General features: G+C 71.6%; 18 protein-coding genes. 4 read left to right on the top strand and 14 right to left on the bottom strand.

Annotation, left to right across the window (positions count from 1 at the left end; translation table 11 throughout):
• Positions 1-63: 63 nt before the first annotated feature.
• Positions 64-468, bottom strand: coding sequence for a transcriptional repressor (locus tag ABIH81_RS21215; protein WP_349876636.1), 405 nt, complete (start codon positions 466-468; stop codon positions 64-66).
• 230 nt (positions 469-698) lie between these two features.
• Between ABIH81_RS21215 and ABIH81_RS21210 the strand changes: the two genes are divergently transcribed.
• Genes ABIH81_RS21210 through ABIH81_RS21200 form a run of 3 tightly spaced genes read left to right on the top strand, consistent with a single transcriptional unit; the run spans position 699 to position 3,162 of the window.
• Positions 699-1,292 (top strand): copper chaperone PCu(A)C, encoded by a 594-nt coding sequence (locus ABIH81_RS21210; protein WP_349876635.1) that lies wholly within the window; start codon positions 699-701, stop codon positions 1,290-1,292.
• Positions 1,289-2,521 carry a Dyp-type peroxidase gene (locus ABIH81_RS21205; RefSeq protein WP_349876634.1) on the top strand — a complete coding sequence of 411 codons (1,233 nt, stop codon included), beginning with the start codon at positions 1,289-1,291 and terminating at the stop codon, positions 2,519-2,521. Before ABIH81_RS21210 ends, ABIH81_RS21205 begins: the two co-directional genes overlap by 4 nt.
• A gap of 20 nt (positions 2,522-2,541) precedes the next feature.
• On the top strand, positions 2,542-3,162 hold the full coding sequence (locus ABIH81_RS21200) for a copper resistance CopC family protein (protein ID WP_349876633.1): 621 nt from the start codon (positions 2,542-2,544) through the stop codon (positions 3,160-3,162).
• Positions 3,163-3,306: 144 nt separating this feature from the next.
• Here ABIH81_RS21200 and ABIH81_RS21195 read toward each other — a convergent pair whose 3' ends face one another.
• The 9 genes from ABIH81_RS21195 to araB all read right to left on the bottom strand — a co-directional run bounded on the left by ABIH81_RS21195 (position 3,307) and on the right by araB (position 15,571).
• Positions 3,307-4,296, bottom strand: coding sequence for a LacI family DNA-binding transcriptional regulator (locus tag ABIH81_RS21195; RefSeq protein WP_349876632.1), 990 nt, complete (start codon positions 4,294-4,296; stop codon positions 3,307-3,309).
• Between the two features lie 316 nt (positions 4,297-4,612).
• Entirely contained in the window at positions 4,613-6,682 is a 2,070-nt protein-coding gene (locus ABIH81_RS21190; RefSeq protein WP_349876631.1) for an RICIN domain-containing protein, read from the bottom strand.
• Between the two features lie 248 nt (positions 6,683-6,930).
• Complete coding sequence (gene araA, locus ABIH81_RS21185; RefSeq protein WP_349876630.1) at positions 6,931-8,433, bottom strand: L-arabinose isomerase; 1,503 nt, start codon at positions 8,431-8,433, stop codon at positions 6,931-6,933.
• A 26-nt stretch (positions 8,434-8,459) separates the two neighbouring features.
• The gene (gene yjfF, locus ABIH81_RS21180; RefSeq protein WP_013286824.1) at positions 8,460-9,452 is read right to left on the bottom strand and encodes a galactofuranose ABC transporter, permease protein YjfF; all 993 of its coding nucleotides are present in this window, start codon (positions 9,450-9,452) and stop codon (positions 8,460-8,462) included.
• A complete protein-coding gene (locus ABIH81_RS21175) occupies positions 9,449-10,519 on the bottom strand; it encodes an ABC transporter permease (protein WP_349876629.1) in 1,071 nt (356 codons plus the stop codon). Before ABIH81_RS21175 ends, yjfF begins: the two co-directional genes overlap by 4 nt.
• Entirely contained in the window at positions 10,516-12,057 is a 1,542-nt protein-coding gene (locus ABIH81_RS21170; RefSeq protein WP_349876628.1) for a sugar ABC transporter ATP-binding protein, read from the bottom strand. The genes ABIH81_RS21175 and ABIH81_RS21170 overlap by 4 nt, the downstream gene beginning before the upstream one ends.
• Positions 12,058-12,129: 72 nt before the next feature.
• Positions 12,130-13,125: an ABC transporter substrate-binding protein gene (locus ABIH81_RS21165; protein WP_349876627.1), complete on the bottom strand. Its 996-nt coding sequence runs from the start codon at positions 13,123-13,125 to the stop codon at positions 12,130-12,132.
• A 95-nt stretch (positions 13,126-13,220) separates the two neighbouring features.
• A complete protein-coding gene (locus ABIH81_RS21160; RefSeq protein WP_349876626.1) occupies positions 13,221-13,892 on the bottom strand; it encodes an L-ribulose-5-phosphate 4-epimerase in 672 nt (223 codons plus the stop codon).
• Positions 13,889-15,571 (bottom strand): ribulokinase, encoded by a 1,683-nt coding sequence (gene araB / locus ABIH81_RS21155; RefSeq protein ID WP_349876625.1) that lies wholly within the window; start codon positions 15,569-15,571, stop codon positions 13,889-13,891. The genes ABIH81_RS21160 and araB overlap by 4 nt, the downstream gene beginning before the upstream one ends.
• Positions 15,572-16,224: 653 nt before the next feature.
• Between araB and ABIH81_RS21150 the strand changes: the two genes are divergently transcribed.
• On the top strand, positions 16,225-17,880 hold the full coding sequence (locus tag ABIH81_RS21150) for a ricin-type beta-trefoil lectin domain protein (RefSeq protein WP_349876624.1): 1,656 nt from the start codon (positions 16,225-16,227) through the stop codon (positions 17,878-17,880).
• Positions 17,881-17,939: 59 nt separating this feature from the next.
• On the opposite strand, the gene mmsB is transcribed toward ABIH81_RS21150, so the two are convergent.
• From mmsB to ABIH81_RS21130, 4 genes are all read right to left on the bottom strand, one after another.
• On the bottom strand, positions 17,940-19,190 hold the full coding sequence (gene mmsB / locus ABIH81_RS21145) for a multiple monosaccharide ABC transporter permease (protein ID WP_349876623.1): 1,251 nt from the start codon (positions 19,188-19,190) through the stop codon (positions 17,940-17,942).
• Positions 19,187-20,725 carry a multiple monosaccharide ABC transporter ATP-binding protein gene (gene mmsA / locus ABIH81_RS21140; protein WP_349876622.1) on the bottom strand — a complete coding sequence of 513 codons (1,539 nt, stop codon included), beginning with the start codon at positions 20,723-20,725 and terminating at the stop codon, positions 19,187-19,189. Before mmsA ends, mmsB begins: the two co-directional genes overlap by 4 nt.
• An 83-nt stretch (positions 20,726-20,808) precedes the next feature.
• Positions 20,809-21,948: a multiple monosaccharide ABC transporter substrate-binding protein gene (chvE, locus tag ABIH81_RS21135; RefSeq protein ID WP_349876621.1), complete on the bottom strand. Its 1,140-nt coding sequence runs from the start codon at positions 21,946-21,948 to the stop codon at positions 20,809-20,811.
• A gap of 201 nt (positions 21,949-22,149) precedes the next feature.
• Positions 22,150-23,502 carry an endo-1,4-beta-xylanase gene (locus ABIH81_RS21130; RefSeq protein ID WP_349876620.1) on the bottom strand — a complete coding sequence of 451 codons (1,353 nt, stop codon included), beginning with the start codon at positions 23,500-23,502 and terminating at the stop codon, positions 22,150-22,152.
• Positions 23,503-23,537: the final 35 nt, after the last annotated feature.

Here is a 23,537-nt window from a genome sequence, read left to right as displayed (position 1 = left end):
CGTGACGTCCTCAGTTGGTAATGGGAGCCGTGCCCGTCAGCGCGCCGGAGGCGGCGCGGCGGCTCAGGCGGCGCAGCGGTCGCAGGTGCCGAAGATTTCCAGGGTGTGCCCGACGTCGGTGAAGCCGTGCTGCGCGGCGACCTGGTCGGCCCACCGTTCCACGGCCGGTCCGGCCACCTCCACGGCCCGGCCGCAGCGGCGGCAGACCAGGTGGTGGTGATGCCGGCTCTGGCTACACCGGCGGTAGAGGTGCTCGCCGCCGGGCAGCCGGGCCGAGTCGATCTCGCCGTTGTCGACGAGCATCTGGAGCGTCCGGTACACCGTGGTGAGGCCGACCTTCGCCTGCCGCTGGACGAGCATCTGGTGCAGTTGCTGCGCGCTGTGGAAGCCGTCCAGCTCCCGCAGCAGCGCCAGCACCTCGGTGCGCTGACGGGTGTTGCGGGTCGCCCCGGTCGTCGCCTGGGTCACCGTCGCCTCCCTCGTCCGGGCGCCCGCCCGGGACCTCGTCCGGCCGTGGCCGCGCCCGGCGCGCCACCTGACACCCGGAACCATTATGCCTTCCGGGCGCACCGCCGATCCCGGGTCCGCGACGGTCCGCGCGGGCCGGGGTGTGACGTGCCCGACCGCCCCGGCCGGAACTATCCGGCGTACCGCGCCGACAAACGGTACGAACACCGGATCTTCGAGGGGACGACGTCATGCCCAGCACCACCAGCCGCCGCTTCCTGCGCGCGGCGGCCCTGATCGGCGTCGCCGTGCTCGCCGCGTCGGCCACCGCCTGCGGATCCTCCGGCACGCCGTCCGCCGCCCCGCCGGCGTCGGACTCGGCATCAGCCTCGGCGTCGCCGAGCGCGGCGGCGGGCGTGCTCACCGTCCGCGACCCGTGGGTGAAGGCCGCCGACAAGGGCATGACCGCCGCGTTCGCCACGCTCGCCAACGACGGCGGCACCGACGTCACGATCACCAAGGCGGCCACCGCGATCTCTCCGATGGAACTGCACGAGATGACCATGAAGGACGGCAAGATGGTCATGCAGGCCAAGGAGCGCGGCATCGTGATCAAGGCGCGCTCCAGCATCACGCTGGAGCCCGGCGGCGACCACCTGATGCTGATGAACCTCGCCAAGCCGGTCAAGGCCGGCGACGAGCTGAGCTTCACGCTCACCTTCGCCGACGGCCGGACCCAGACGTTCACCGCGGTGGCGAAGCCGTTCACCGGCGCCCAGGAGTCCTACGCCCCCGGTCACGGTGAGTCCCCGATGCCGGAAATGAGCATGAGCCCGGCGTCATGAGCGACAGTCCCGCCACGGCCCGCCGGCTGAGCCGGCGTGGCCTGCTCACCGGCGGCGCGATGGCCGCCGGGGGCGCGCTGGCCGGCGCGGGCGCCCTCGCCGCCGTCCGCCCCGACAACCCGGGGGTACGCCCCGCCGAACCGGTTCCGGTGGCGCAGGTCGGCGGCGCGGTCGAGCCGTTCCACGGCGCCCGGCAGTCCGGGGTCACCACCGACCCGCAGGCGCACGCGGCGTTCGTCGCGTTCACGCTGCGCCCCGGCACCGACCGGGCGGCGCTCGGGCGGATGCTGCGGCTGCTCTCCGACGACGCGGCCCGGCTCACCCAGGGCCGCCCGGCGCTGGCCGACACCGAGCCGGAACTGAGCGTGCTGCCGGCCCGGCTGACGGTCACGTTCGGCTTCGGTCCCGGTCTCTACGCCGCCGCCGGGCTCGACGACCGCCGGCCCGCCTCGGTGGCCGAGCTGCCCGCGTTCGGCATCGACCGGCTGCAACCACGCTGGTCCGGCGGGGATCTGCTGCTCCAGATCTGCGCCGACGACCCGCTCACCGTCGCCCACGCGCAGCGGGTCCTGGTCAAGGACAGCCGTCCGTTCGCCGCCGTCCGCTGGGTGCAGCAGGGCTTCCGCCGGGCGGCCGGCGCCGAGCCGGGGCGTACCCAGCGCAACCTGTTCGGGCAGCTCGACGGCACCGCCAACCCGAAGCCCGGCACGCCGGCGGACACCGCGGTGTGGGTGACCGAAGGACCGGACTGGCTGCGCGACTCGACGACGCTCGTGGTGCGGCGGATCAGCATGAACCTGGAGACCTGGGATCTGCTGGGCCGCACCGACCGGGAACTCGCCGTCGGGCGGCGCCTCGACACCGGCGCGCCACTGACCGGCCGGGCCGAACACGACGAGCCGGACTTCGCCGCGCTCGGCCCGGACGGGCTCACCGTCATCCCCGACTTCTCGCACCTGACCCGGGCCCGCGTCACCGACGACCGGCAGAAGATCCTGCGCCGGCCCTACAACTACGACGGTGTGCCGACCGCCGAGGGGAACGCGGACAGCGGGCTCGTCTTCGCCTCCTACCAGGCCGACATCGCCCGCCAGCTCCTGCCCGTCCAACGCCGGCTCGCCGAGCGCGACCTGCTCAACGAGTGGACCACCCCGATCGGCTCCGCCGTGTTCGCCGTACCGCCCGGCTGCCCCGAGGGCGGCTGGATCGGCCGGCAACTGCTCGGCTGACCACCACAGGAAGGCGCGTCATGCGTACCCGTTCCGTCACCGCGCTGCTCGCCGCGGTCCTCACCGCGCTGCTGCTCGTCCCGGCCACGCCCGCGGCGGCACACAACTCGCTCCAGGAGGCCACGCCCGCGCGCGACGCCCGGCTCACCGCCGCGCCCACGCAGGTCACGCTGCGGTTCCTGCAAGGGCTGAACCCGTCCTTCACCACCATCACGGTCAGCGACGCGGGCCGGCGCACGGTGGCCACCTCCGCACCGGCGGTGGACGGCGCCACCGGCACGGTGACGATCGACGAGCCGCTGGGCAACGGCACCTACACCGTCGCGTACCGGGTGGTGTCCCGCGACGGCCACCCGGTCCAGGGGTCGTACCGCTTCACCGTCGCCGACCCGGCCGCGCCCGCGCCGCCGGCGGCGGCTCCCCCGTCGACCGGCACGGACACCGCAGCGGGCGCCACCGCGTCGAGCGGTCCGTCGGACGCGGGCCGGCCGGAAGCGTCCGGCCCCAAGTCCGGCGACGGCGGCCCGCCGGTCGCGCTGCTGGCCGGCGGGGCGGCCGCCGGTCTGCTCGTGGTCGCCGGGATCGTGCTGCTCGTCGCGCGCCGAGGACGCGCTCGCGCCGGTTCCGGCGGCGTTCGCTGACGCCGGTACGGCGGAGCGGGCCGCTGCACCCGGTACGGCGGACCGGGCCGGGCTGAACGGGCCGCGACCGGCTCAGCGGGCCGGGCCGGCTCAGCGGGCCGGGCCGGCTCAGCGGGCCGGGCCGGCTCAGCGGGCCGGGCCGGCTCAGCGGGCGGGCGGCGGGCCGACGCTGCGGCGCGGCACCAGCGTCGGCGCGATCGTCTGCCGCAGCGGCCCGGCGGTCTGCGACTCGATCTGCGCCAGGAGCAGGTCCAGGCTGGCCGCGGCGACCGCGTCGAAATCGGGCCGCACGGTGGTCAGCGGCGGGATGAAGTACGCCGCCTCGGGCACGTCGTCGAACCCGACCACGCTGATGTCGTCGGGTACGCGGCGGCCGTGCTCGTGCAGCGCCCGCAGCACGCCCAGCGCCAGGTGGTCGTTGGCGGTGAAGACGGCGGTGACCTCCGGCATCCGGGCCAGCATCTGCCCGCACCGGTAGCCCGCCGCCGCCGACCAGTCGGCCGGGACCAGCGGCGGGATCTCGGCGCCGGCCTGCCGCAGCGCCTCGCGCCACCCCTCGATCCGGCCGGCGCTGTCGAACCAGTCCGACGGGCCGGACACGTGCCACACCGTGCGGTGCCCGGCGGCGAGGAGGTGCTCGGTGGCGGCCCGGGCGCCGGCGACCTGGTCGACTGTGACCAGCGGGATCGGCCGGCGCGGGTCGCCGTCGACTGTCACCAGCGGTACGTCCTGAGGCAGCCGTTCCAGCGCCTCCCCGGCGGACTCGACCGGCGCGATGACCACTATGCCGGCGACCCGGTGTGCCAGGTGCCGTTCCACGGCGGCCGAGATGGAGCGGTGGTCGAGGTCGCGGACGCTGCCGACGCTCACCGCGAAACCGGCCTCGGCGGCGGTCTGCTCCAGCGCGGCCAGCAGCGACGCCGGGCCGTAGAGCGTGGTGTTCTGCGCGACCACGCCGATCACCTGGGACCGGCCGGTCACCAGCGCGCGGGCCGCGCGGTTTGGCCGGTAGCCGAGTTCGGTGATGGCGGCCTGCACCCGCAGCCGGGTCTGCTCACGCACGTTGGGATGCCCGTTGAGCACCCGGGAGACCGTCTGGTGCGACACCCCGGCGAGGCGGGCCACGTCCGTCATCGCAGGACCGCGCACGGCCACCTCACTTTCGCCACTGCCCGCGGCCACACCGGTCGATCTCGACCGGACCGGCCCGGGTGGCGACAGTCTACGCCAGCGGTCCCATCGGTATCGGCACCGTCGATCGACCGTTCCCGCCGTGGCGCGGCGATATCGCGGAATCGGCCGACGGCTCATTCCCTTCCGTTACGCAGCGGCGTGAACAGGCAGCTCGGAAGCGGTGGAATTGAGCCCGGGGTGCGGCATTTCCGGCGATTGCCGGTGCCCCACCCCGGGCTATTGAAGATGTGTCAACGGCCGCGAATGGTGACCGTTGTCACGGTGTTGTCAGCGAGAACTGCCGCACCGTCACCGCGCCACCGAGCGATTGGGTGGCGTAGTTGAAGAAGCCGAACCGGTACCCCATGAAGAACTGCCACGCGTTGTTGAGTGTCAGCGCGTTCCCGAGCGGTACGAAGTTCACCCCGTCCGTGCTGTAGGAGAACCGCGCCTGCCGCCCCGAGCCGGGCCGGATGTCGGCGTTGGCCCGCAGCCAGATCCGCCCGCCGGACACCGCCGCGCCGGCGATCTCCGTACCGGTGCTGGTGGTGTTCCAGTTGTTGGAGCCCATGGTCAGGCCGTTCGTCATCACCACCCGGGTGGCGCCGTTGTCACGCCGTACGCCGATCCAGGCCGAACTGTCCCGCAGCATCGCCAGGCCGGCCCGGTCACCGTCGCGCATGCCCGAGTAGTCCAGCTCGATCGTGCCGGTCGAGGTGGGGCCCTGGATGCGGTGGGTGAGCGTGTTGCGGGCCCGGTACAGGTCGTTCGTCACGCTGGCGGTCTGCAATCGCAGGCCGTTGTTCACCGACCACCGGCTGTTGTCCGGGTTGTGGTTCCACTCGTACTGCACGCCGAGCGTGGTGCCGGAGAACGTGTCGGTGCCGGTGAGCGGCTTGACCGGGCGGGTCGGCAGCGGGTTGGGGTAGCTCGCGCCCCAGGCGCCGTTGACGGTCTGCACCTGGGGCCAGCCGTCGGAGGTCCAGGTGATCGGCGCGAGCGTCGGCATCCGGCCGCCCGGGTACGCGTCGGTGAACGCCATGTAGTACCAGGCGCCGGTCTGCGTCTGCACCAGCCCGCCCTGGTGCGGCACGCCGCCGCCGGAGATCGGGCCGGGCAGGTTGAGCAGCACCTGCCGCTGCTCGTACGGGCCGAACGGGCCGTTCGTGGACTTCAGCACGTACTGGCCGTTGGCCGGACGGGTCAGCCAGATGTAGTACGCGCCGTTGCGCTTGTAGAAACGCGCGCCCTCCAGCGTGCCGATGCTCGACGGCGTCTGGTAGACCTGCTGGGCCCGGACCTGGCTGCGCCCGTCGGCGGAGAGCTGGGCCACGCTGATCGTGCCGTTGCCGTACGCGACGTACATGGTGTCGTTGTCGTCGATCAGCATGCCGGCGTCGTAGTAGCAGTTGGGGATGGTGGCCAGGCGGCTCCACGCGCCGTCGACGGCGCCGGCGGTGTAGATGTGGGTCTGCGCGAAGTCGATGCAGCCGGCCCAGTAGAAGGTGCGGTTGCTCGGCCGGTAGTTCAGCGTCGACGCCCAGATGCCGTCCACGTACGCGTGCTCGCTGCCGCTCAGGTCGTACTTGGAGCCGAAGTCCAGCCGCGGTACGGAGTGCCCGGCGAACTCCCAGTTCACCAGGTCCCAGGAGCGCAGCACCGGCGCGCCGGGCGAGTAGTGCATGGTGGAGGCGGACATGTAGTAGACGTCGCCGACCCGGATGATGTCGACGTCGGCGAAGTCCTGCCAGACGGCCGGGTTGGTGAAGTTGCCGCCCGGGTTGCCCGGGTTGTCGCCGACGCGGACGAGCTGCCACTGCTGGTTCGCGCCGTTCCAGTCGTCGTACTGGACGATGTTGCCGCCGTCGGCGGTGGAGGCGTTCTGCACCTCCATCACCTTGTTCGAGTTCCGGTTGATCAGCCGGACGTACCCGCTGTCGGAGTCGGCCAGCCGGAACTGCTGGTTGGTGCCGCCGTGGTCCGTCCACTGCACCACGGCCGCGCCGTTGGCGGTGGACGCGCCGGTCACGTCGAGCACCTTGCCCGAGTGCCGGGAGCGCAGCCGGTAGTAGCCACCGCCGGAGTCCACGAACTGCCACTGCTGCCAGGCGCCGTCGTTGCGCGTCCACTGGGTGATCCGCGCGCCGTCGTTGGTGGCCTGGTTGTACAGGTCCAGCGCCTTGCCGCTGTTGCGGTTCACCAGCACGTAGTACGCGCCGGTGTCCACTGTGGCGGCCGATACCGGCGCGGGCACGGCGCCCACCACCACGCCGCCGACAAGCAGCGCCACCACCCCGGCCAGCAGCCGGGACAGGCTTCCACGTCCACGGGACAGTCGAGCCGTCACCACGATCCTCCTTCGTCGACCGGAGCCCGGGCGCGGCGGCACGCGCCGACGACGGCAGCGTTATCGCTAACAGCGATGCCCACCCAGGCGGGAGTCGGATCCCAGGCAACTGCGGCGCAGATCGCGCCCGGAACGGCCCGCGAGCGGTGCCGGTGACCCTATCCATCGACTGTGAGCGATAACATGCCGTTCGTCAAGGCGTAACACGCCGCCCGCCGAGCGGGCCGGCCCGGGCGGCCGGCAGCGGCTCAGAAGCCCCGGGCGAGCCGGTAGTACGCCTGGTTCCAGCGCAGCTCGTCGGCGAAGCGGTGCGGGCGCGTCTCGGCGTCGATGACCACCAGCTCGGTCCGGGCCATCGCGGCCAGGTCGCGCAGCTCCTCCACGCCGACGGCCTGGGAGAGCACCGTGTGGTGCGGCGCGCCGGCGGTGATCCACGCCTCCGCCGAGCCGGCCAGGTCGGGCTGCGGGCGCCAGACCGCGCGCGCCACCGGAAGGCGGCGCAGCGGGTGCGGCGGCGGCACCACGTCCACCGCGTTGGCGACCAGCCGGAACCGCTCCCCCATGTCCGCCATGCCCAGCACGACCGCCGGGCCGGGCGCGGCGTCGAAGACCAGGCGTACCGGATCCTCCCGCCCGCCGATGCTCAGCGGGTGCACCTCCGCGCTCGGCACGTCGGCGGCGATGCTCGGGCACACCTCCAGCATGTGCGCGCCGAGGATCAGCTCCTGACCGAACGTCAGGTCGTAGGTGTAGTCCTCCATGAACGAGGTGCCGCCCGGCACGCCGACGGCCATCGCCTTGAGCGTGTGCACCAGCACCGAGGTCTTCCAGTCCCCCTCGCCGCCGAAGCCGTAGCCGTCGGCCATCAGGCGCTGCACCGCGATCCCGGGGAGCTGGCGCAACCCGCCGAGGTCCTCGAAGTTCGTGGTGAACGCCCGGAACCCACCGGCGTCGAGGAACGCGCGCAGGCCCAGCTCCTGGCGCGCCGCGTACCGCAGCGAGTCGTGCCGGTCCCCGCCGGGCCGCAGCTCGGGGGCGACGCGGTAGGTGTCGTCGTACTCCTTGACCAGGTCGTCGACCTGGGCCTCGGGCACCTGGTCGACGGCGGCGACCAGGTCGTTGACGCCGTAGGTGTTGACCGAGACGCCGAAGCGCAGCTCGGCCTCGACCTTGTCCCCCTCGGTGACCGCGACGTCGCGCATGTTGTCGCCGAAGCGGGCCAGCCGCAGCGTCCGTACCGCCGACCAGCCGATCGCGGCGCGGGCCCAGGCCGCGACCCGCCCGACGACCCGGGGGTCGGTGACGTGACCGGCGACGGTCTTGCGCGCCACCCCGAGCCGGGTCTGGATGAACCCGAACTCCCGGTCGCCGTGCGCGGCCTGGTTGAGGTTCATGAAGTCCATGTCGATCTCGTCCCACGGCAGCGCCACGTTGGCCTGCGTGTGCAGGTGCAGCAGCGGCGTGCGCAGCGCGTCCAGCCCGGAGATCCACATCTTAGCCGGGGAGAACGTGTGCATCCAGGCGATCACCCCGACCGCGCCCTGCGCCGCCGCGTCCCGGCAGGCCGCGAGGATGTCCGCGCTGGAGGTGAGGACCGGCTTCCAGACCACGCGTACGGGGATGTCCGGCGACTCGTCCAGGCGCGCGGCGATCTGCCGGGACTGCTCCGCGACCTGCCGCAGGGTGTCCTCGCCGTAGAGGCCCTGGCTGCCGGTGAGGAACCAGACCTCGGGCTGTGGGTGAGTTGCCATGTTGTTGCCTTCCGCGCTAGGAACCGTCACTTGAACCGGATGCCGATGAGGCGCTGGAGGAGGATGAACGCGAAGAGCAGGCCGCCGATCACGATCTTGGTCCACCAGGAGTTGAGGCTGCCGTCGAACGTGATCAGGGTCTGGATCACGCCCAGCACCAGGACGCCGAGCACGGTGCCGAAGACGTACCCGGAGCCGCCGGTGAGCACGGTGCCGCCGATCACCACGGCGGCGATCACGTCCAGCTCCATCCCGACGGCGATCAAAGGCGCGCCGGAGAGCGTGTAGAACGACAGCAGGATGCCGCCGATCGCCGAGCAGAGCCCGCTGATCGTGTAGACGGCGATCCGGGTCCGTGCCACCGGCAGGCCCATCAGCAGCGCCGACTGCGCGTTGCCGCCGACCGCGTACACGTTGCGGCCGAACCGGGTGTACGCCAGCACGTACGCCGCGATCAGCACCACCGCGAACGCGATCAGCACGCTGATCGACACGAAGTTGCCGGCCGGGTCGCCGATGCGCTGCTGCGACATCGAGGTCCAGAAGCCGTCGGTGATGGAGATGGAGGCGTCGCTGATGAACGTGCACATGCCCCGGGCGAAGAACATCCCGGCGAGGGTCACGATGAACGGCTGGATCTCGAAGAAGTGGATCGCGCAGCCCATCAGGAAGCCGAGCGTCGGGCCGATCAGCAGCGCGATCACCAGCACCAGGGCCGCGGGCAGGCCGTCGCGCAGCAGCGCGGCCGACACCATCGCGGTCATCGCCACCACCGAGCCGACGGACAGGTCGATGCCGCCGGTGAGGATCACGAACGTCATGCCGACCGCGACGACGAGCAGGAACCCGTTGTCGATGAAGACGTTGAAGACGACCTGGACGTTGGAGAAGGCGCGGTACTGGGACACGCCGATGCCGTACATGACCAGCAGCAGGGCGAGCGTGGCCAGCACCGGGACGTGCCGGCGGGGCAGGCTGGGCCGCCAGGAGCGGCCGGTGGTCAACGACGTGCTGCTCATGCCGGCACCTGCTCCTTCTCCCGCTGCGGGGCCGCCGGGCCGGGTTCGTCCCCGCGCCGCCGCCGGCGCAGCCGGGCCCGGAACGCCGGGGCCTGTACGAGGCAGACGGCGATGACGACGACCGCCTTGAACAGCAGCGACGTCTGCGGCGAGATGTTCATGGCGTACACGGTGGTGGTGAGCGTCTGGATGATCAGTGCGCCGAGGACGGTGCCGCCGAGGGAGAACCGGCCGCCGGCCAGCGAGGTGCCGCCGATGACCACGGCCAGGATCGCGTCGAGTTCGATCCACAGGCCGGCGGCGTTGCCGTCGGCGCTGGAGACGTTGGCGGTGACCATGAAACCGGCGAGCGCGGCGCAGACGGCGCTGATCACGTAGACGAGGAAGACGATGCGCCGGGACCGGATGCCGGCGAGCCGGCTGGCCTCGGCGTTGCCGCCGACCGACTCGACGATCAGCCCGAGCGCGGTGCGCCGGGTGAACGCGGCCACGAGCAGCGCGGCGGCGAGCGCGATCAGGATGGCCAGCGGCAGCGTCAGGAAGTGCCCGAGCCCGATCGCCCGGTACGGACCGGAGTTGATGGTGATGATCTGGCCCTCGGTGACGAGCTGGGCGATGCCCCGCCCGGCCACCATGAGGATCAGCGTGGCGATGATCGGCTGGATGCCGATGACCGCGACCAGCACCCCGTTCCACGCGCCGAGCACGAGCGCGGCGCCGAAGGCCAGGGCGAGCGCGGTGGCCACCGTGGCCGGGCTGTTCTGGTCGGCCGCCCCGCTGATGTACAGGCAGGCGATCGCGCCGCTGATCGCGCAGAGCGAGCCGACCGACAGGTCGATGCCGCCGGTGGCGATGACGAGCGTCATCCCGAGCGCGACCAGGATCAGCGGCGCGCTCAGCCGGAGGATGTCGATCGGCGTGCCGTACAGGTGGCCGTTCTTGACCTCGACGGCGAGGAAGCCGGGACGGTAGACGGTGTTCGCGGCGATCATGACCACGAGCACGAGCGCCGGCCAGAACAGGCGGTGGCCGGTCAGCGGGCGGAGGCGGTCGGCGACGGCGGTCATCGGGTCACCTCCTCCCGGGGCGTTCCACTGGCGATGGTGCGCATGACGCGGTCGGCGTCGAGCGTGTCGTCGTTGTCGAGCTGGGCGACCATCTCCCGGTCGCGCATGACCGCGACCCGGTGGCTCAGGCGCAGCACCTCCTCCAGCTCGGCGGAGATGAACAGCACCGCCATGCCGCCGTCGGAGAGCTGCACCACCAGCTTCTGGATCTCGGCCTTGGCGCCGACGTCGATGCCGCGGGTCGGCTCGTCCAGGATCAGCAGGCGCGGTTCGGTGATCAGCCAGCGGGCCAGCAGCACCTTCTGCTGGTTGCCGCCGGAGAGGTTGCGCACCGGCAGCTCCGGGTTGGCCGGGCGGATGCTCAGCGCCTCGACGTACTTGCGGACCAGCTCGTCCTGGCGGCGGCGCGGGATCGGCCGCAGCCAGCCGCGCGCGGCCTGCATCGCCAGGATCATGTTCTCCCGGACCGACAGCTCGGGGACGATGCCCTCGGCCCGGCGGTTCTCCGAGCAGAACCCGACGCCCTGGGCGATGGCCTGGATCGGGTTGCGCACCGGCGCCCGGCCGCCGCCGAGCCGGACCTGGCCGTGGTCGGCCCGGTCCGCGCCGAAGATCAGCCGCGCCACCTCGGTCCGGCCGGAGCCGAGCAGGCCGGCCAGGCCGACCACCTCACCGGCGTGGATGCGCAGGCTGAACGGGGCGACGGCACCGCGCCGGCCCAGTTCGGCGGCGTCCACGAGCGGGGCCTTGCCGCCGGCGTCGACGGTGGCGCGCTTCTGGTGCTCGTCGAGCCGCTCCAGCACGTCCAGCTCCTGCCCGATCATCTTTTCGACCAGGCTGAACTGCGGCAGCTCCTCGGTGCGGTACTCCCCCACGAGCCGGCCGTTGCGCAGCACCGTGATCCGGTCGGCGATGCCGTAGACCTGGTCGAGGAAGTGGGTGACGAACAGGATCGCGATCCCCTCGTCGCGCAGCTGCCGCATGATCCGGAACAGCTGGGCGACCTCGCCGGCGTCCAGGCTGGACGTCGGTTCGTCCAGGATCAGCACCCGGGCCCGCACGTCGATCGCCCGGGCGATGGCGACCATCTGCTGCACCGCCAGCGAGTACGAGCCGAGCGGCGCGCTGACGTCGAGGTCCAGGTCGAGGCGGGCCAGCAGGTCACGGGCCCGGCGGCGCATCTCGCCCCAGCGCACGGCGCCGAACCGGCGGGGCTCCCGGCCGATGAAGACGTTCTCCGCCACCGACAGGTTGGTGCAGAGGTTGACCTCCTGGTACACGGTGCTGACACCGGCCGCAGCGGCCTGCATCGGGCCGGTGAACGAGACCTGCTCGCCGCCGAGCGTGACGACGCCCGCGTCGGTCCCGTAGACGCCGGTCAGTACCTTGATCAGGGTGGACTTGCCGGCGCCGTTCTCGCCCATCAGGGCGTGGACCTCGCCCGGGAACAGCCGGAAGTCCACGTCGTGCAGCGCGCGGACCCCGGGGAAGGTCTTGCTGATACCGGTCATGGTCAGGACCGGACGGCTACCCGTCATCCCATCGGACCTCTTCTTCGGCGGTGGTGGTACGGGGGCCGCCGTCGGTTGCGACGGCGGCCCCCGGGTGACTCAGTACTTGCGGTTGGGCAGCGCCTCCTTGGCCTGCTCCTGGGTGAACGTGGTCTCCTCGGTCTCGATCCGGGCGGGCACCTCCTCGCCGGCCTTGACCTTCTTGACCAGCTCCATCAGCTGTGGGCCGAGCAGTGGGCTGCACTCGGCGATGAAGTTGAACTTGCCGTCCGCGAGGGCCTGCATGCCGTCCTTCACCGCGTCGACGGTGATGATGGTGATGTCCTTGCCGGGCGTCTTGCCCGCCGCGGTGATCGCCTCGAGCGCGCCCAGGCCCATGTCGTCGTTGTGCGCGAACAGCACGTCGATCTTCGGGTTGGCCTTGAGGAACTGCTCCATGACCTGCTTGCCGCCGGCGCGGGTGAAGTCACCGGACTGCGAGGCGACGATCTTCAGGTTCGGGTTGGCGGCGATCGCCTCGGCGAAGCCCTTCTTCCGGTCGTTGGCCGGCGCCGAGCCGGTCGTGCCCTGCAGCTCCACGATGTTGACCGGGCCGGACGCCGCCTTCTTCTGCTCCACCAGCCACTCGCCGGCGAGGCGGCCCTCCTTGACGAAGTCCGAGCCGAGGAACGTCTTGTAGAGCGACTTGTCGGCCGAGTCGACCGCGCGGTCGGTCAGGATGACCGGGATCTTCGCGTCCTTGGCCTCCTTGAGCACGGTGTCCCAGCCCGACTCCACCACCGGCGAGAAGGCGATTACGTCGACCTTCTGCTGGATGAAGTTGCGGATCGCCTTGATCTGGTTCTCCTGCTTCTGCTGCGCGTCGTCGAACTTCAGCTCGATGCCGGCCTCGGCGGCCGCTTCCTTGATCGAGGTGGTGTTCGCGGTGCGCCAGCCGCTCTCGGCGCCCACCTGGGAGAAACCCAGGACGATCTTGTCGTTGCCGCCGCCGGCGTCACCGCCGGTGTCGCTGTTGCCGCAGGCCGCCATGCTGCCGGCGAGCAGCACGCCGGCGAGCGCGGCGATGACCCTGCGGGCCGTGCTCCTGGTACTCATCGGTTCTCCTCCGGGGTTGGAAGTTCCGGACGCGCGGCGGGAGCCGGTGCGGCCGGGTGTGGTGGTGGGGTGGACGCGCGGCGCCCGGTCCGGGGTCAGGGCGCCGGCGGGCGTTGGCCGTAGACGTTCTGGTAGCGGTCGTAGAGCGAGTCGATGTCGGCCGGCGCGATCGGCACCGGCTGGCCGAGCGCCCGGGCCAGGTGTGCGGTGCGGGCGACGTCCTCGCACATCACCGCGGCCTTGACCGCCGCCCGCGCGTCGCGGCCGATGGTGAAGACGCCGTGGTTGCGCATGAGCACCGCGGGCGAGCGGTGCCCGGACAGGGTGCTGACGATGCCCTTGCCGATGTCGTCGCCGCCGATCAGCGCGAACGGCCCGATCGGGATCTCCCCGCCGAACTCGTCGGCCTGCGCGGTCAGCCAGCACGGGATCGCCTCGCCGCGGGCCGCCCAGGCGGTGGCGTATCCGCTGTGGGTGTGCACGACGCCGCCGACCTCGGGCATCGCGCGGTAGACGTAGGCGTGCGCGGCGGTGTCGCTGGACGGGGCGCCGTCGCCGTCGACCACCGCGCCGTTGAGGTCGCAGACCACCATGGCCTCGGCCGTCAGGTCGTCGTAGTCGACACCGCTCGGCTTGATGACCATCAGGTCCTGACCGGGTACGCGGGCCGACACGTTGCCGGCGGTCCAGGCCACCAGGTCGTAGCGGGTCAGTTCGCGGTGCAGGCGGGCCACGGTTTCGCGCAGCGCGGTGACCTGGCTGTTCATCCGACCACCTCCAGGGTCGCGGCGGTGCGGTCCGCGGCGGCGTCGGCTGCCGCGTTGCGGATCGCCCGCAGGCGGAGCATGACGTCGTTCGCGCCGCGACCGAAGTGGTCGTGCAGGGCGCGGTACTCGGCGTACAGGGCGTCGTACGCCCGCACGTTGCCCGGGACGGGCCGGTAGACGGCCTCGTCGATGCGCCCCATCGCGGCGGACGCCTCGTGGATCGTCGGGTACGCCCCGGCGGCCACCGCCGCGTGGATGGCCGAACCGAGCGCCGGGCCCTGGGCGGAACCGATGATGCTCAGCGGCCGGTTCGTCACGTCGGCGTAGATCTGCATGAGCAGCCGGTTGGAGGTGAGCCCACCGGCCACCACCAGGTCGTCGACCGGCACCCCGGCCTGCGCGAACGCCTCGACGATCATCCGGGTGCCGTACGCGGTGGACTCCAGCAGGGCGCGGTAGACGTCCGGCGGCCGGGTGGCGAGCGTCAGCCCGACGATCATCCCGCTCAGGTCGTGGTTGACCAGCAGGGACCGGTTGCCGTTCCACCAGTCCAGCGCCACCAGGCCGTGCGCGCCGACCGGCTGGGCGGCGGCGGCCTCGGTGAGCCGCTCGTGCGAGTCGAACCCGGCCGGGGCGGCGTGCCGCACGAACCAGCCGAAGATGTCCCCCACGCCGCTCTGCCCGGCCTCGAAGCCCCAGGCGCCGGGGCTGATGCCGCCGTCGACCACGCCGCACATGCCCGGCACCTCCGCCGGGTGGGTGCCGTTGAGCACGTGGCAGGTGGAGGTGCCCATGATGGCGACCAGCCGGCCCGGCCGCAGCGCCTGGGCCGCGGCGGCGGTGACGTGCGCGTCGACGTTGCCGACCGCGACCGCGATGCCCTCGGGCAGACCGGTCCAGGCGGCGGCGCGGGCGCTGAGGGTGCCGGCCCGCGCGCCCAGCGGCAGCAGCGGACCGTCCAGCTTGGTCACGAAGTCGGCGAAGCCGGGGGCGAGCGCGGCCAGGTAGTCCGGCGACGGGTACCGGCCGTCCTGCCGGATGCCCTTGTAGCCGGCGGTGCAGACGTTGCGCGTCTCGGCGCCGCACAGCTGCCAGACGATCCAGTCGGCGGCCTCGACGAAGCGCTCGGCGCGCCGGTAGACCTCCGGGTCCTCCTCCAGGATCTGCAGGCCCTTGGCGAACTGCCACTCCGCGGAGATCTTGCCGCCGTAGCGGCCGAGCCACGACTCGCCGCGTTCGGCCGCCAGCGCGTTGATCCGGTCGGCGTGCGGCTGCGCGGCGTGGTGCTTCCAGAGCTTCACCCAGGCGTGCGGCCGGTCGCGCAGGTCCGGGATCTCGCACAGCGGCGTGCCGTCGGCGAGCGTCGGGAGCACGGTGCAGGCGGTGAAGTCGGTGCCGATGCCCACCACCCGGGACGGGTCCACGCCGGCCTCGGCGAGCGCGGCCGGCACCGCGTGGCGCAGCACGTCGCGGTAGTCGTCCGGGTCCTGGAGGGCCCAGTCCGGGGGCAGCGCCGGGCCGCCGTCGGGAAGCGCGGTCTCGATGACCCCGCGCCGGTACTCGTGCACCGCCGTACCGAGTTCGGCGCCGTCACGGACGCGGACCACCAGTGCCCGCCCGGACAGCGTGCCGAAGTCGATCCCGATCACGTACCGGTCGGACGCGTCCACTTCGCTCATTTGCACCTCCGCCGTGTCACGGAGATAGTGTTAGCGCTCACATATACATCCGTCAAGACACCTCCGGGCAACAGCTGCGTAACGAGGATCGGCCCCTCCCGGACCGCTCCGACCCGGCGGCACGGACCGGCACGACCGCCGCCGGAGGAGATCCACACGGGCGCGTCGCACGGTCGGCCACAGGGACCGGACGGACGTCGTGTTAGCGACAACAATCGATGCCTTAGTCGATCGCCGAGCGGGCAAGGTCGACGCGGTGGGCCGGAGAGCCGGGAGGGCACCCGGCGGGCTCGTACAGGGCCGCTCAGCGGCCCTTTTCCCGGCCTCGGCACCCACCCGGACGAGTGCAGGCAGAGCCGGGGCGGCCACGCTTGCTATTTACAGCGTTTGATGTCAGCGATAACATTCTCGCCATCCCTGCTTCGTGGCGCCGCCGTCCGGGAAACCCCGGCGCCGCAGCCGGGCGGCGACGCGGACGGCGACCCCGTCGACCGCCGGACCCACCACCCACGAGCGCCCGCCGGTGACCGGCCGGCCCCTCTCCACTGCCGTGCCGCGTACGTCCCCGTGCACCACGGGCGACGCCGCGCGATCGGCGGGCCGCTCCCAACCGGACGCCGGCACGGCCGGCGCCCGGCGACCGAGGAGGATCAGTGCGCAGATGGACCCGACGGACGCTCGCCGTCCTGGGCGTCGCGGCGGTGGCGCTCGCCGCCACAGTCACCGACCAGGCCGTGGCCCCGCGTCCCGCCCGGGCGCTGGACAACGGCGTCGCCCGTACCCCGCCGATGGGGTGGAACACCTGGAACACCTTCGGCTGCAACATCAACGAGACCCTCATCCGCCAGACCGCCGACGCGATCGTCAGCAACGGGCTGCGCGACCTCGGGTACAAGTACGTCGTCGTGGACGACTGCTGGTTCGACCCGAACCGGGACGCGCAGGGCAACCTCCAGGCCCACCCGCAGCGGTTCCCCAGCGGGATGAAGTCGCTCGGTGACTACCTGCACGCCCGCGGCCTGCTGTTCGGCATCTACCAGGTGCCGCTGGACAAGACCTGCGCCCAGGTCGGCGGCGCGTTCCCCGGCGCCACCGGCAGCCTCAACCACGAGTACCAGGACGCGCGGCAGTTCGCCGCCTGGGGCGTGGACTACCTCAAGTACGACTGGTGCTCCGGCACCGGGACGATCAACGACCAGGTGGCGCGGTTCGGCATCATGCGCGACGCGCTGGCCTCCACCGGCCGGCCGATCGTCTACAGCATCAACCCCAACAGCTACCACGCCAAGACCGGGCCGCAGCGCAACTGGAGCGACGTGGCGAACCTCTGGCGGACCACCGAGGACATCACCAACGCGTGGAACACCGGCCAGACCAACGGCTACCCGATGGGCATCCAGAACATCGTCGACGTCACGGTGCCCCTGGCCGGGTACGCCGCGCCCGGCGGGTTCAACGACCCGGACATGCTCGAAGTCGGCAACGGCGGCATGAACGACACCGAGATGCGCAGCCACTTCGCGCTCTGGTCGATGCTCGCGGCACCGCTGATGATGGGCAACGACGTACGCTCGGCGAACGCGGCCACGCTGGCGATCCTGCGCAACGCGAACCTCGTCGCGATCAACCAGGACACCCTCGGCCGCCAGGCGGTCCAGGTCTCCTTCGACGGCACCCGGCGGGTGCTGGCCAAGCCGCTGGCCAACGGCGACGTGGCGGTCGCCCTGTTCAACCAGGGCAGCTCGACCACGACCGTCTCCACCACGGCGGCGGCGGTGGGCAAGAGCGGCAGCTCGTTCACGTTGCGCGACGCGTGGACGAACGCCACCTCCACCAGCACCGGCGCGATCTCCGCCAGCGTGCCGGCGCACGGCACCGTGGTCTACCGGGTCAGCGGCGGCGGCACCACCACCCCGCCGCCGGTCCCGACCACGTTCCGGCTGCGCGGCGAGTCGTCCGGCCGGTGCCTCGACGTCGACAACGCCGGCACCGCGAACGGCACCGGGACGCTGATCTGGGACTGTCACACCAACGCCAACCAGCAGTTCACCGCCAACGGGCAGGCGTTGCAGGTGCTCGGCAAGTGCCTGGACGTGCCGACGAACGCGACGGCCGGTACGCGGGTGCAGATCTGGGACTGCAACGGCGGCACCAACCAGCAGTGGACGATCAACGGCAACGGCACGGTGAGCAACGTGCGCTTCCCGTCGATGTGCCTGGACGTCGACAACGCGGGCACCGCGAACGGCACCCGGGTGATCGTCTGGACCTGCCACGGCAACGCCAACCAACGGTGGAGCCGGGCGTGAGCGGCTACGGCCGGTGAACGGCGGTCGGCCGGACGAAGGGGCGAGCGTCCGGCCGGCCGTCACCGGGCGCCGGCGGCCCGGCGCTTGTTCCAGATGTCGAACGCCACCGCGACGAGCAGCACCAGGCCCTTCACCACCGACTGGACGGACTGGTCGACGCCCATGAGCTGCATCCCGTTGCTCATCACCGCCATGATCAGGCCACCCACCATGGCGCCGACCACGGTGCCGACGCCGCCGGTGACGGCCGCGCCGCCGATGAACGCCGCCGCGATCGCGTCCAGCTCGAACATGTTGCCCGCCGCCGGCTGGGCCCCGTTGGACCGGGACGAGTAGATCACGCCCGCCACGGCGGACAGGAAGCCCATGTTGACGAAGATCCAGAAGTTGACCCGCTTCACCCGTACGCCGGACAGCATCGCCGCGGGCAGGTTGCCGCCGATCGCGTACACCTGACGGCCGAACACCGTACGGCGGGTGAGCAGGCCGTAGACGAGCACGAGCACTGCCAGCACGATCAGCACGATCGGCAGGCCCCGGGCGTGGGCGAGCTGCCAGGCGAACCACATGACCACGGCGCCGACCACCACGATCCGCAGGACGAACAGCGGGAACGACTCCACCGGCTGCTCGTGGCGCACCCGGGCGACCCGGGTCCGGAACACGCTCACCGCGTACCCGGCCACGGCGAACGCGCCGATGAACAGCGTGAAGGCGTCGTAGCCCTGGCCGCCCAGCAGTCCGTTGAGGAAGCCGGCGGCGACCCGCTGGTACTCCTCCGGGAACGGCGACAGCGAGATGTTGTCCAGCACGCGCAGCGTCAGGCCACGGAACAGGAGCATGCCGGCCAGGGTGACGATGAACGCCGGGATGCCGGCGTACGCGACCCAGAGCCCGTGCCACGCGCCGACCGCGACGCCCACCGCGAGCGCGGCCAGGACACCGGCCCACCAGGGCATGCCCTCGCGGATGACGAGCACCGCCGAGACCGCTCCGGTGAGCGCCACCACCGATCCCACGGACAGGTCGATGTGCCCGCCGATGATCACGATGACCATGCCGATCGCGAGCACCAGGATGTAGGAGTACTGCAGGACGATGTTCGTCAGGTTGCCGGGGCTCAGCGAGACGCCGTCGGTGAGGACCGCGAACAGTGCCACGATCACCACCAGGGCGATGTAGATGCCGCTCTGCCGCAGGTTGCCCAGGATCAGCGCGCGCGGGTCGCTGGTGCCGGTGTGCAGGGTCGCCGCCGCGCCGGTGTCCGGGGTGGCGATCTTCGAGGCGGGGGGAGGCTTCGTGCTGGTCATCGGACGAGATCCCTGTCCTTGGTCATGAGTTCCATCAGGTTCTCCTGGGTGGCCTCGGCCACCGGCGTCTCCCCGGTGATCCGGCCGGCTGCCAGGGTGTAGATGCGGTCGCACATGCCGAGCAGCTCGGGCAGTTCGGAGGAGATGAGCACGACGGCCTTGCCGTCGGCCACCAGCCGGTTGACGATCGTGTAGATCTCGAACTTCGCGCCCACGTCGATGCCCCGGGTCGGCTCGTCGAGGATCAGCACGTCCGGGTCGGTGAACAGCCACTTCGCCAGCACGACCTTCTGCTGGTTGCCGCCGGAGAGCTTGCCCACCACCGACATCACCGTCGGCGCCTTGATGTTCATGTCGCGCCGGCCCCGCTCGGCGACCTGGATCTCACGGTTGCCGTCGATCCAGCCGCGCCGGGCCAGCTTGCCGAGCGCGGCGGCCGAGACGTTTGCCCGCACGTCGTCGATGAGGTTGAGGCCGTAGTGCTTGCGGTCCTCGGTGGCGTACGCGATGCCGTTCGCGATCGCCTCGGCCACCGTCCGCGCCCGTACCTCGCGGCCCCTGACGAACAGCCGGCCGCTGATGTCCCGGCCGTACGCCCGGCCGAACACGCTCATCGCCAGCTCGGTGCGCCCGGCGCCCATCAGGCCGGCGATGCCGACGACCTCCCCGGCGCGCACGTGCAGCGAGGCCCGGTCGACGACCAGGCGGTCCTGGGTCGGGTGCCGCACCGACCAGTCCTCGATGCGCAGCACCTCGTCGCCGGGCGTCACGCTGCGGGTCGGGTAGAAGGCGGCCAGGTCGCGGCCGACCATGCCGCGGATGATCCGGTCCTGGGTGACGGCGCCGTCGGACATGTCCAGCGTCTCGACGGTACGGCCGTCGCGGATCACGGTGGTCGAGTCGGCGACGGCGGTGATCTCGCCGAGCTTGTGCGAGATCATGATGCAGGTGATGCCCTGGTCGCGCAGCCGGCGCATCAGGTCCAGCAGGTGCGCCGAGTCGACGTCGTTCAGCGCCGCGGTCGGCTCGTCGAGGATCAGCAGCCGTACCTTCTTGGACAACGCCTTGGCGATCTCCACGAGCTGCTGCTTGCCGACACCGAGCTGGATGACCGGGGTGACCGGGTTCTCGTGCAGCCCGACCGACCGCAGCAGCGCCGCGGCCTCCGCGTTGGTCCGGTGCCAGTCGATGAGACCGCCGCGGCCGCGGCGCTCGTTGCCGAGGAAGATGTTCTCGGCGATCGACAGGTAGGGCACCAGGGCGAGTTCCTGGTGGATGATGACGATGCCGCGGGCCTCGCTGTCCTGGATCCCCCGGAACCCGACCGGCTCGCCGTCGAAGACGATCTGGCCGTCGTAGCTGCCCGCCGGGTAGACGCCGGACAGCACCTTCATCAGGGTGGACTTGCCGGCGCCGTTCTCACCGCAGATCGCGTGGATCTCGCCGCGCCGTACGGCGAGCGAGACGTCCTGGAGCGCGGTCACGCCCGGGAAGGTCTTCGTGATGCCACGCATCTCGAGGATGTGATCGCTCATGGGTATCCGTCCTGCTCGTGGTCGTGGTGTCCGGAGCGGACGGGCCCGGTGGCGCGGGCGGCCGCCGGGCCCGTCGCCGCGGGTCAGCCGGCCCGGCCCGCGGCTACCTCCTGCTCGGTCAGGTAGCCGGAGTCGATCAGGACGGACTTGATGTCCTCCTTGTAGACGGTCTGCACCGGTAGCAGGAACGCGGGCACGACCTTGACGCCGTTGTTGTACGCCTTGGTCTCGTTGGCCTTCGGCTCCTCCTTGCGCAGGAACGCCTCGGCGGCGATGACCGCCTGCTCGGCCAGCAGCCGGGTGTCCTTGAACACCGTCGAGCCCTGCACGCCGTCGTTGATGAGCTTGACCGAGGCGACCTCGGCGTCCTGGCCGGTCACCACCGGCATCTTCTTGGCGCCGCCGCGGTAGCCGGCGTTCTGGAGCGCGGTGATGATGCCCCGGGACAGGCCGTCGAACGGCGACAGCACGCCGTCGACCTTCCTGCCGTCGTTGTAGCTGGAGGTGAGCAGATCCTCCATCCGCTTCTGCGCGGTCTCCTGCTGCCAGCGCAGGATGGCGGCCTGCTCGATCTTGGTCTGCCCGGACTTGACCTTCAGCGTCCCGGCGTCGAAGTACGGCTTGAGCGTGTCCATCGCCCCGTTGAAGAAGAACCCGGCATTGTTGTCGTCGAGCGAGCCGGCGAACAGCTCCACGTTGAACGGGCCGGTCGCGGTGCCCTTGGCGCCGTCCTTGGTGAGCAGGCCGAGCCCGACCAGGAGCGCGTTGGCCTGCGCCACGCCGACCTTGTAGTTGTCGAAGCTGACGTAGAAGCTGACGTTCGGGCTGTTGCGGATGAGCCGGTCGTAGGAGATGACCGGGATCTTCGCCGCCGCGGCGGCCTGGAGCTGGCCGCTGAGCGCGGTGCCGTCGATCGGTGCGATGACCAGCACGTCCGCGCCCTGGGTGATCATCTGGTCGATCTGCTGCGACTGGGTCGGGATGTCGTCCCCGGCGTACTGGAGGTCGACCTTGTAGCCCTTCGCCTGGAGCTTCTCCTTCACCGAGTTGCCGTCGGCGATCCACCGCTCCGAGGTCTGCGTCGGCATCGAGACGCCGATCGTCAGGTCGCCGGGCTTGGCCGAGCTGGTGTCTCCGCCGCCTCCCGCGCCCTCGCCGCTGCAGGCGGCCAGGCTGATCGCGAGCGCGGCACCGCTGAGTGCGGCCAGAAGTCGTCTGCGCACGAGCGTCCTCCCTGTCGTGGCGGTCCCTGTGACACAGGTAACCCTCACGGGGAGTGTTAACGCTCACAAGTTGCCCCGTCAACCAATCGCGCGAAATGCGCATGTCTCTTTCTCGTAACAGAGACGGCAGTCCAGGTCGGACGGGACGACGTGGCGGGGGCACCGCGGGGGCGACGTCGCGTCGCCCCCGCGGTGGCAGGCTCAGGTCGCGGAGCAGGTGGGCGTCATGCCCGATCCGCTGCCGTTGCCCTGGAATCCGAACTCGGTGCTCTGACCGGCGCCCAGCTGGCCGTTGTAGCTCACGTTCGCGAACCGCACCGTGCCGCTGCTTCCGCTGGCCGTCGCGCTCCAGGTGTTGGTGATGCTCGCGCCGCCCGGCAGGGTCATGGTGACGGTCCACCCCCGGGTGCCCGACGAGCCCGCGGTCACCTTCACCGTGGCGACGAACCCACCGGTCCAGGAGTTCAGCGACACCGAGGCCGAGCACCCGCCCTGCCCCGGCGGTGGCGTCGTCGGGTTGTTCGGCGGCGGGGTCGTGGTCGGCGGCGGGTTGTTGCCGCCGGCGTTTAGCGCGTCCAGCACCGCGTTGTACGCCGCCTTCTTGTTGCCCGCGCAGTCGAACAGCAGCGCGTTGTCCGAGCCGCGCCACGAGTCGCAGTCCCGTACGCCCCACACCGTGATGCCGGTGCAGCGCGACACCGCCAGGCAGGCGCGGGTCACCGCGGCGTAGATGTTCGCCTGGTTGCCGCCGGTCATCACGTCCAGCTCGGTGATCTGCACCTCGACGCCCAGGTCGGCGAAGCGCTGGAGGTTGGCCTGGTAGTCGCCGGGGATCGTGGTGCCCAGGTGCGACTGGAAGCCGACGCAGTCGATCGGCACGCCGCGCGACCTGAAGTCGCGGACCATGTTGTAGATGCCCGTCGACTTCGCGTTGATGCCGTCGGTGTTGTAGTCGTTGTAGCAGAGCTTCGCGCCCGGGTCCGCGGCGCGGGCCGCCCGGAACGCCGCCTCGATCCAGTCGTTGCCGGTGCGTTGCAGGTTCGAGTCGCGGCGCCCGCCGCTGCCGCCGTCGGCGAACGCCTCGTTCACCACGTCCCAGGAGTGGATCTGCCCGCGGAAGTGCGTGGCGACCTGGGTGACGTGGTTGATCGCGGCGTTACGCAGCGCGCTGCCGGTCAGGCTCTGCGCCCACGACGGCTGCTGGGCGTGCCAGAGCAGCGTGTGCCCGCGTACGGACATCCCGTTCGCGCGGGCGTGGCTGACCAGCCGGTCGCCGCCGCCGTAGCTGAACCGCCCCTGCTGCGGCTCGGTGGCGTCCCACTTCATCTCGTTCTCGGCCACCACGGAGTTGAACTCACGGTTCAGCACCGTGGCGTACGTGTTGTCGGACAGCTTGCCGGTGGCGACCGCGGCGCCGAAGTAGCGGCCCTTCTCGGCCGCCGCCGCGCGCAGCGTGGTGCCGGCGCTCGCGGCCGGCGCCAGGGCCACCGCCATCCCGGCGGCGAGCGCGCCGGCCAGGATGCCGGTGGTCAGCAAGGCTCTCTTTCGTCTCATGCGGATTCCTCTTCCGGGGGTTGCGCGATGGTGGT

Source organism: Micromonospora sp. HUAS YX12, assembly GCF_040215685.1.
Taxonomy (GTDB): Bacteria; Actinomycetota; Actinomycetes; order Mycobacteriales; family Micromonosporaceae; genus Micromonospora; species Micromonospora tulbaghiae.
Note: the sequence above shows the minus strand (reverse complement) of the source record. Positions and strands in the feature narration are given on the sequence as shown.

Coding starts and splice junctions, on each gene's coding strand:
- araB (WP_349876625.1), bottom strand. CDS start 15,571: ATGAGCGAAGTGGACGCGTCCGACCGGTACGTGATCGGGATCGACTTC.
- yjfF (WP_013286824.1), bottom strand. CDS start 9,452: ATGAGCAGCACGTCGTTGACCACCGGCCGCTCCTGGCGGCCCAGCCTG.
- araA (WP_349876630.1), bottom strand. CDS start 8,433: ATGGCAACTCACCCACAGCCCGAGGTCTGGTTCCTCACCGGCAGCCAG.
- mmsA (WP_349876622.1), bottom strand. CDS start 20,725: ATGAGCGATCACATCCTCGAGATGCGTGGCATCACGAAGACCTTCCCG.
- ABIH81_RS21130 (WP_349876620.1), bottom strand. CDS start 23,502: ATGAGACGAAAGAGAGCCTTGCTGACCACCGGCATCCTGGCCGGCGCG.
- ABIH81_RS21175 (WP_349876629.1), bottom strand. CDS start 10,519: ATGACCGCCGTCGCCGACCGCCTCCGCCCGCTGACCGGCCACCGCCTG.
- ABIH81_RS21210 (WP_349876635.1), top strand. CDS start 699: ATGCCCAGCACCACCAGCCGCCGCTTCCTGCGCGCGGCGGCCCTGATC.
- ABIH81_RS21170 (WP_349876628.1), bottom strand. CDS start 12,057: ATGACGGGTAGCCGTCCGGTCCTGACCATGACCGGTATCAGCAAGACC.
- mmsB (WP_349876623.1), bottom strand. CDS start 19,190: ATGACCAGCACGAAGCCTCCCCCCGCCTCGAAGATCGCCACCCCGGAC.
- ABIH81_RS21195 (WP_349876632.1), bottom strand. CDS start 4,296: ATGACGGACGTGGCCCGCCTCGCCGGGGTGTCGCACCAGACGGTCTCC.
- ABIH81_RS21160 (WP_349876626.1), bottom strand. CDS start 13,892: ATGAACAGCCAGGTCACCGCGCTGCGCGAAACCGTGGCCCGCCTGCAC.
- ABIH81_RS21200 (WP_349876633.1), top strand. CDS start 2,542: ATGCGTACCCGTTCCGTCACCGCGCTGCTCGCCGCGGTCCTCACCGCG.
- ABIH81_RS21205 (WP_349876634.1), top strand. CDS start 1,289: ATGAGCGACAGTCCCGCCACGGCCCGCCGGCTGAGCCGGCGTGGCCTG.
- ABIH81_RS21165 (WP_349876627.1), bottom strand. CDS start 13,125: ATGAGTACCAGGAGCACGGCCCGCAGGGTCATCGCCGCGCTCGCCGGC.